Raw genomic sequence first — 8,487 nt, 5'->3', positions numbered from 1 at the left:
GGCCTGCAACTGGCCGGAGACGGTGAGTTGCCTGTCGGTGCGTATGCTGGCGCGCAGTTTGTCCAGCTTGGCTGTCAGCGCCACCATCGGCTGGCCGTTGACCCAGCCGGCCTCACCCTGCGCAGTGAGCAGGCCGCCCGCGCCCTTGTCGCCGGCGCCCTGCAGCGTGAACTCGCTGATGCGCATGCGGGTGCCGTCCAGCGTGGCGCGCAGCCGCCCGTTGCCAAACTCGATGCCGTCCACCACCGAGCGCAGTGCCAGGTCGTCGGCACGCAGCTCCCCCGCCAGCAGCGGCGCGGACCGGGTGCCGGAAATTATCAGGTTGGTGCCTAGCGAGCCGCGCAAGCGCCAGCCCGGCGGCGCCAGCACCGACCACACGCCGATGCGCGGCAGTTGGGCGCGCAACTCGCCAGAGAGCGGGGCGTTGGCAGGCCAGCTCCATGTGCCTGGGCCGGCGGGCGCGACTGTTGGAGGAGGCGAGCCAGGGCGGCGCGCGCCGGGTGCTGCGGGCGTAGTTGCGGGCGCGACACCGCGCTGCAACCGCGTACGCAGCTGGCCATCGGCGGTGCCGGCGCGCTCGCTGTCCCAGCGAAGCGTCAGGTTCAAGGCCTCGCCTTCGCTGCGCAGGGTCAGGCGCGCGTCGCGAATGCCGGCCACCACGCGGGTGTTGCCGCCCCGGCCGTCCTCGGCCTGCACGGTCAGGTCGCCGCTGCTGCGCGCCAGCACGGCGTTGATACGCAGGGTGGGGCCGATCACCGCGTCCCACTCACCGTCGAAAACCAGGTTGCCGGCCAGGCCCGCGCCCGCCAGTTGCGGGCCGGCGACCAGCTCGGCCCAGGCCAACGGCAGACCTTTGAGCGTGCCGGCGGTGATGATCTCGCCCGGGCGCCAGCTCACGGGTTGCCAGGCGAGGCTGGCCTGCGATGGCGCGGCGCTGCCAGCAGCAGCGGGCGCGATCAGCAGCGCCTGCCCGGCGCCGGCTTCAAAGGCCTTGGCCGAGCCGCGCAAGCTGAAGTCGCGCTGCGACTCGACGCGCCAGGTGCCTGCACCCAGCGCGGGGTCTTGCACTGAGAGCTTCAGTTGCTTCACCATCGCCTGCCAGCTGCTGAGGGACCAGGGCGCAGTGCGGGCTGCGCCCGATGCACCGCCTTGGGCCGCCAGGTTCAACCCGAAGCGCCGGGTGCCGCTTTCGGCGCGTCCTTGCAGGGCGAGCTGTGCCTGGCTCAGGCGACCGTTCAGGCTGGCCTGCACGGCCCGCAGCCGCAATACTTCGGCAGGCGCCGTGCTGGTAGCGGCTGTGCTGCCCCAGTCCAGCGTGGGTACGTTCAGTGTGGCCTTGAGCTGCGGGTCGCGCCAGCCGCCTTGCCAGTCCACGCCCAATTCACCGCGACCCTGCGCGCTGGACGATTTCAGCACAGCGCCCAGGCCGGGCAGGGTGCGCAGCCAGCGCAGGGCCTGGTTGGCGTCGCGGGCTTGCACCGTGAGCTGGCCGGCGCCGCTGGCGGGACGCAGCTCGCCTTGTGCGCTGGCCTGCAGGCCGGGCGCGCTGAGTTTGAGCTGCCCCTTGCCGCCTTGCGCCGTTGGCTGAAACTGGCCCGAGGCGTTGAGCTCGGCATCGCTGGTGCGTAGCTGCAGCGCGGCCAGCTCCAGCGTGCCGCCCGCCTGCTGCGCGCGCCAGCTGCCGCGCGCCAGCGCGTCACGCAGCCGCAGCTGGGCCAGGGTGTTGGTGCCGGCTCCGGGTTTGTTGCTACCGGCGGATGCTTGCAGTTTCGTGTCGAAGTTGATGACTTCGCCATCGCTGCGCACCGCGGCCATACCGGCCACGGTTTGCGCTGCCAGTTGCGTGTGTATGGCCGCTGCGTTGACGCCCTGAAAGTTGGCGTCCACTTTCCAGCCACCACTCGTCCATTTCCCGGCGGCCTGCAGCCGCCCGCCGCCCAGGCGTGCGTCCAGCGATTCGACCAGGGCCTGGCCATCGCGCCATTCGCCAGCCGCCTGCAATTGCTCCAGCGGCAGTTGCTGCTGGTCCCAGGGGCCGGGCAGGGCGTTACGCAGTTCGCTGGAGATTTTCCAGGCGCCCGCTTCGCCGGGTTTGACGCTGGCTGTGCCGGTCAACTGCGTGCGTGGTGCATCGGGCCAGAAGAGGGCGACGTTGATGTCGCGGAAAATGGCTTCGGCTTCGGGCAGGGGCTGCGCTGCCCAGGGCATCACGCGTGCGGTGGCGCTGGCTGCGGGCTTCAGATCTTTTGCAGCAGTACCTTCAGCACGCAGCGCGGCTTTCACCAGAAGCTCGGTCAACGGCCCCTGCGCACTGGCATCAAAAACCAGCGGCAGGCGGGTGCCGCTGCCGGGTACCTCGGCCTCCAGCGTACCGGACAGCTTGGCATCCACCGCCATGGCGCCGGTGGCCGCGATGCGTGCCTGCCCCTGGTAGCGGCCGCCGGCCACTTGCACGTTGGCCAGGTCGAGCTGGTGCTCGCTGCCGCTGTAGACGTAACGCCCGCGCAGGCCGATGATGTCAATGGCAGGTGGCCCCACCCATTCGATGCGGCCGGTGGAAAACTCGTCGAGTGTGATGGGCAGGGGCAGGCTCAGCGATGGCGGCGGCCCGGACGGCGCCGTGACGGGGCGCTGGTCGTCAATGCGCAGCAGGGCGGCAGAAAAGCGCTCCAGCTTGACGCCGCCTGACAGCAGCGACAGCGGTTGCCACTTGAGGGCGACGTCGTTGGCGGTCACGCTCAGGCCAACATCGTCCTGCCAGTGCAGCTTGCCCACGCGCCCGCCGTTGCGCAGCGCGCCGCTCACGTCTTCGACTGCCAGCGGTTGGGAGCGCGCGGCCCAACCCAGTGCGGTGGCAAGCGAGCCTTCGGTGCCCGACCACCACCACCCGGCGCCCAGTGCTGCTGCTATCAGCAGCAACAGCGTGCCGAGGGTGGCCAGTACCGCTCGGCGCCAGCGCGGGCGGCGTGGCGGCGTGCCCACGGTGTTGGCGGGTCGCGTGGTGCCAGCCATCTAGAACACAAACCCCACGCTCAGGTGCAAGCGCAGTTTTTTGGGCCGCACGCCGTACGCCAGGTCAATCTGGAGGGGGCCAATGGGGCTTTTCCAGCGCACCCCGGTGCCCACACCCACGGCCACCTTCTTGCTCAGGTCGCCGGCTTTTTCTGCGACGTTGCCAGCGTCAACGAACAAGGTGTTTTCCCAGTCGGTGGGCAGGCCGTCTTTCATGATGGGGCGCTGCCATTCGGCGCTGGCCACGGTCATGTAGCGCCCCGGTCCGACCACGCCGCCCGGCAGCGCGACGCCGATGTCGCGCAGGCCGTAGCCGCGCACCGTCGTGTCGCCGCCGGTGCGGAACAGTTGTGTGGCAGGCACGCGCGCATCGTCTGCCGCCAGCACGGCACCAGCCTCGGCGCGCAGGGCCACGCGGCCGCGCTCCAGCGGGAGAATGCCCAGCCAGCGCGCCGCTGTGCGTGTGAAGGGCTGGCGACGTGCGCCCAGCGTGGTGCCCACGCCCAGCTCAACGCCAATGCCATAACCCCGCCCCGGAAACGGCAGGCTGTCGAAATAACGCCCGGCCCAGACGAAGTTGGCGGTCAGCGCTGAACCGTCGCCCGTCTGGGCATCGGTCGTGGTGTTGACGCCGCTGCCCTGCACGCTGGCCCGCTCATACTGCAGGTGGAGGTTGCGGTCGATGTGGCCGTCGGTCTGCATGCGGCCGAAACGCAGGCGTTGCGCGCGGGTGATCAGCGCGTTGTCGTCCAGCCGTTCGGTCCGCGCCAGTGCCACCCAGCGCCAGTTGTCGGGGTTAGGAATCGAGGTCCATTCGGTCTGTGCGAAGGGCGACTTGCGCTCAAGCTGCAGCTTGGTCGCGGCACGCCAGCCAATGCCCGGCACGCTGTTGTGGGTGTGCTCGACGGACGTGCGCGCACCGCTGTCGGTGGTCATGCCCACGCCGAGGATGATCTTCTGCAATTTGGCCTCGCGCACCTGCACCTGCACGGGTGCCGCAGCCGGGTCACTGGCCGGATCTACAAAAATATAGGCCGAGTCGAAATAACCGCTGGCCGCCAGGCGTTGCTGGGCGTCGTTGAGCTGGCGCTGGTCGTACACGTCGCCAGGCTTGAGCTGCGCCAGGCGCGGCACCAGCAGCGGGTTGTAACGCTCCACCCCGCTGACCTGCATCTCGCCCAGGCGGTACAACGGGCCGGAGTTGAGCGTCAGACTGAGGTTGGCGGTGCGCGAAATCGCGTCCACATCGGCCAGGCTGTAGGAGATCTGCCCCGCCGGGTAGCGCTGCGCCACCAGCTCGCGCAGGGCCTGGGTTTTGGCGCCGTCCCAGGCGTCCTGCGTGAAGCGCCGGCCGGGCGGCAGGCGCCAGTTGCCTTCAATGGCGGTGCGCTGGGACTTTGCGTCTGGATCGGGCGAATCGCCGATGTCCCCCGTGAACTCCACCCCGACCTTGAAAATAGTTGTGGCCTCGCCGGGATCCACCGCCACCACGATGGTCGGACGCTGGTTGGACGGCGCGCTGCGCGTGATGCGGATGTCGGGGCTGAAGTAGCCCAGGGTGCCAACCAGGTTGCGCACATCGCTTTCGGCCAGCACCACCAGCCGGGCCAGCTCGGCTTCGTCCAGGTCGGTCACGGCCCGGTAACGCTGAAGCTGGATGTGGCGCTCCAGCATGCCGCGCAGCTCAAGCGGCGCCTCGATGCGTATATCGAAGGCGGCGACTTCGCTGCCAGCGTCGGTGGGCCCGACCGAGCCTGCGGGTGTGGGCGACGGGGTCACGCTGACGGGGGGCGGCGCAGGCGCTGGCGCGGTTTGCGCGGCCCCGGACGGCGCTGCCGTGGTGGCGGTCATGGGGGGTGCAGGCGTGGCTGTTTGCGCTGCGGCGGCAGGAACAAAAGAGACAAAGGCGCAGAGAAGGGCGAGGGAGGCGGCCCATGCCGCGCCGGTCGTTCTCCAGACGCAGGGCAGGCTGAGAAGGATCACATTTCCAGTTTACTTGAGCCTACTTCGACAGCAAACGCATGGCCTCTTCAAGGCCTTTGATGGTCAGGGGGTACATGCGCTGGTTGACCAGCTGCTGGATCACGCTGATGCTCTGGCGGTACTGCCAGACACCTTGGGGCTCGGGGTTGATCCAGACGAATTTCGGAAAGGCGTTGGTCAGCCGTTGCATCCATTCGGCGCCGGCTTCCTCGTTGTTGTATTCGACGCTGCCGCCCGGCTGCAAAATTTCATAGGGGCTCATGGTCGCGTCGCCGACAAAGATCAGTTTGTAGTCCTTGTTGTACTTGCGGATGATGTCCCAGGTCGCGAACTTTTCGCTGAAGCGGCGGCGGTTGTTCTTCCACATGAAGTCATAGACGCAGTTGTGGAAGTAATAAAACTCGATGTGTTTGAACTCGGTTTTGGTGGCCGAGAACAACTCCTCGACGCGGCTGATGTGTTCGTCCATGGTGCCGCCTACGTCCATCAGCAGCAGCACCTTCACGTTGTTGTGGCGCTCCGGCACCATCTTGATGTCCAGCCAGCCGGCGTTCGCCGCGGTGGACTTGATGGTGTCCGGCAGGTCCAGCTCTTCGACGTTGCCCTGGCGCGCAAACTTGCGCAGGCGGCGCAGCGCCACCTTGATGTTGCGGGTGCCCAGCTCCTGCGTGTCGTCGTAATCTTTATAGGCGCGCTGGTCCCAGACTTTCACCGCGCTCTTGTTGCGGCTTTTTTCCTGGCCGATACGGATGCCTTGCGGGTTGAAGCCATTGGCGCCAAACGGCGAGGTACCACCAGTGCCTATCCATTTGCTGCCGCCTTCGTGGCGCTCTTTCTGCTCTTCAAAACGCTTTTTCAGCGTCTCCATGAGCTCGTCCCAGCCCATTTTTTCGATCTTGGCTTTTTCCTCGGGGCTCAGTTCGAGCTCCAGGTTCTTGCGCAGCCACTCAAGCGGGATGTCCTTGGTGAAGTCGGCAATCATCTCTACACCCTTGAAGTAGGCCGCAAAGGCCCGGTCAAACTTGTCGTAGTGTTTTTCGTCCTTCACCAGCACGGTGCGGCTCAGGTAATAGAAGTCGTCAATTTTGTACGCGCCTTCACCGATGTCTCCCTGTGCATCCGCCTTGCCGCTGTTCGGTCCGACCACGCCGGCCTGCAGCGCTTCGAGCAGCATCAGGTATTCCTTGACCGAGACCGGCAACTTGGCCGAGCGCAGGGTGTAGAAGAAGTCGATCAGCATGATTTGCCTTTCAGGCGCCTGGCCAGCGCTTCGGATCGCGACTTTGATGAATACAGGCAATCACCCTGACGCACTGCTCTTCAATCCGAAAATGAAAAGAGTAAGGAAACTTGCCAAGAAGAGCGCGCCTAATGTCTGCGTATTCGATGGCGTGAACCAATGGTGCCCGCGTTAGACGGGCTTCCTGGATTTTTGCCTGTCGCAAAAACTCGGTCCCAAGACCCTCCGCGCGGGCTTCGTACCAGAATAGCGCCTCCAACAATTCTTCCTCCGCGCCAGGGTCGAACTCCACTCTGTAATTCACAACCGAACGCCAGCTTCCAAAATTATCTGGTCGAGTGTCTTGCCAGGGCCAGGATGGGCGTCACGCCATGCGACGCGGCGCAATACCTCTGCGCGGGTGAATGGTGTCGCTGGTACAGGGCTCTTCTGCTCGGCGATGTCATCCCACAGGTCTTCAACGAGTTGCAACTTCTCTTCCACTGACAAGTGGTCCAAACTTTTAAGAATGGCGTTCATAGGATTCTCCGGTCGATAACTGATGATTGTGATCACATTTGAGCAAAGAGAAGCATCGCACGTCATGGAACTGGTCTTTCCAGAAACCCCACTGACGCAAGATGCCTTCTTCCTTGAATCCCAGTTTGACCAACGATCTTATGGACCGGTGGTTGTCCAGATTCGTGGTGGCTTGAATTCGATTGAGCCCCAGATGATCAAAAGCATAGGCCAGTACGGCTGCCAGCGCTTCGGCCATCAGCCCGCTTCCCCAACAGGGCGGCGACAGCTCATAGCCCGAGGCGGCCGAGAAAAATGCCTTGTTGCGGCCAAAGATGCCGCAGGTGCCAACAATCTTGTCTGAGCCTTTGAGCGTGAGACCCCATCGACATCCGCTATCGTTTTGCCGCAACGCGGCAAAACGATCAATCATGGCCTTGGCTTCCTGCAAGGACGTCATGGGCTGGCTGTCGTAATAGGTCATCACCTCGGCGTCAGAAAAGATCCCGAAGATGTCTTCTGCATCGTGAGGCAAAATTTCTCTGAGGACAAGCCGCTGCGTTGACAATGGTGGGAAGCTGCCGAGTTCTCTCATGAGCAGTATTCAAGCTCTTGGCTTGTCCAGCAGGTACATCAACTGCGCTTTAACCTCGGGCCATTCACCCGAGCGCAGGCTGTACATCACGGTATCTCGAATCGTGCCGTCGCGGCGCAGGCCGTGGCCACGGATCACGCCGTCTTTTTTTGCGCCCAGGCGTTCGATGGCGCGCTGCGAGGCGTGGTTGAAATTGTCGGTGCGCCAGCCGACGACGTTGCAGCCCAAGGTGTCAAACGCATGCGTGAGCATCAGCAGCTTGCAGGTGGTGTTGACGTGCGTGCGCTGGCAGCGCGCGGCGTACCAGGTATAGCCAATCTCGACACGTTTCACGGCCGGCAAAATGTCGTGGTAACTGCTGCTGCCCAGCACGGTGCCGGTGGCGGCGTCGCGCACGGCAAAGGCAAAACGCTGGCCAGCTTCGCGCGCCTTGAGCGCGTCTTCAATATAGGCACAGGTCTGGTCCGGCTCGGGCACGGAGGTGATGCGCAGATTCCACAACTCGCCGTCGGCAGCAGCGGCACGCAGGCCGGCTTCATGGCTCAGTTCCAGTGGCAACAGCTCGACGCCGCGGCCGGAGAGGGTGACGGGTTGTACAAAACTCATATCGCGCGACTCCCTTCAGGCAAACTCACGGCATCAGCGGTTGTGGCGCTGCATGAACACCAGCTTTTCAAACAGCGTGACGTCCTGCTCATTCTTGAGCAGCGCGCCCACCAGCGGCGGCACAGCCACCTTGTCTTCCTTGCTTTGCAGCGCTTCGAGCGGAATGTCTTCGGCGACCAGCAGCTTGAGCCAGTCCAGCAGTTCGGACGTCGATGGTTTTTTCTTCAGGCCGGGGAGGTTGCGCACGTCGTAAAAAGTCTTCATCGCTGCAGCCAGCAGCTCTTTCTTGAGGCCAGGAAAGTGCACATCGACGATCAGTTTCATCGTGTCGGCATCAGGAAACTTGATGTAGTGAAAAAAGCAGCGGCGCAAAAAGGCGTCGGGCAGTTCCTTCTCGTTGTTCGAGGTGATGAAGACCAGCGGCCGGTGCTTGGCCTTGATCAGCTCGCGCGTCTCATAAACATAAAACTCCATGCGGTCGATCTCGCGCAGCAGGTCGTTCGGAAACTCGATGTCGGCCTTGTCGATCTCGTCAATCAGCAGCGCCACCGGC

Annotated in this window: 7 protein-coding genes; all 7 read right to left on the bottom strand. The window is 64.6% G+C overall.

Annotated features, from left to right (window positions below; translation table 11 throughout):
* The coding region (locus ACESMT_RS16610) for a DUF490 domain-containing protein (RefSeq protein ID WP_372827712.1) at nt 1-3,012 on the bottom strand (3,012 nt) is incomplete at its 3' end.
* Nucleotides 3,013-4,863 carry an autotransporter assembly complex family protein gene (locus ACESMT_RS16605; RefSeq protein WP_372827711.1) on the bottom strand — a complete coding sequence of 617 codons (1,851 nt, stop codon included), beginning with the start codon at nt 4,861-4,863 and terminating at the stop codon, nt 3,013-3,015. It lies immediately after the preceding gene.
* 151 nt (nt 4,864-5,014) lie between these two features.
* Entirely contained in the window at nt 5,015-6,235 is a 1,221-nt protein-coding gene (locus ACESMT_RS16600) for a VWA domain-containing protein (protein WP_372827710.1), read from the bottom strand.
* A gap of 300 nt (nt 6,236-6,535) precedes the next feature.
* Nucleotides 6,536-6,754, bottom strand: a complete 219-nt coding sequence (locus ACESMT_RS16595) for an addiction module protein (protein ID WP_372827709.1) — start codon at nt 6,752-6,754, stop codon at nt 6,536-6,538.
* Complete coding sequence (locus ACESMT_RS16590) at nt 6,738-7,328, bottom strand: GNAT family N-acetyltransferase (RefSeq protein ID WP_372827708.1); 591 nt, start codon at nt 7,326-7,328, stop codon at nt 6,738-6,740. The genes ACESMT_RS16595 and ACESMT_RS16590 overlap by 17 nt, the downstream gene beginning before the upstream one ends.
* 9 nt (nt 7,329-7,337) lie before the next feature.
* The gene (locus ACESMT_RS16585; protein WP_372827707.1) at nt 7,338-7,934 is read right to left on the bottom strand and encodes a GNAT family N-acetyltransferase; all 597 of its coding nucleotides are present in this window, start codon (nt 7,932-7,934) and stop codon (nt 7,338-7,340) included.
* Between the two features lie 33 nt (nt 7,935-7,967).
* A partial coding sequence (locus ACESMT_RS16580; protein ID WP_372827706.1) for an AAA family ATPase occupies nt 7,968-8,487 on the bottom strand: 520 nt, incomplete at its 5' end.

The sequence above is a fragment of the Polaromonas sp. genome (assembly GCF_041689105.1).
In the GTDB taxonomy this organism is placed as follows: domain Bacteria; phylum Pseudomonadota; class Gammaproteobacteria; order Burkholderiales; family Burkholderiaceae_C; genus Polaromonas.
This window is presented reverse-complemented; position numbering and strand designations above follow the sequence as displayed.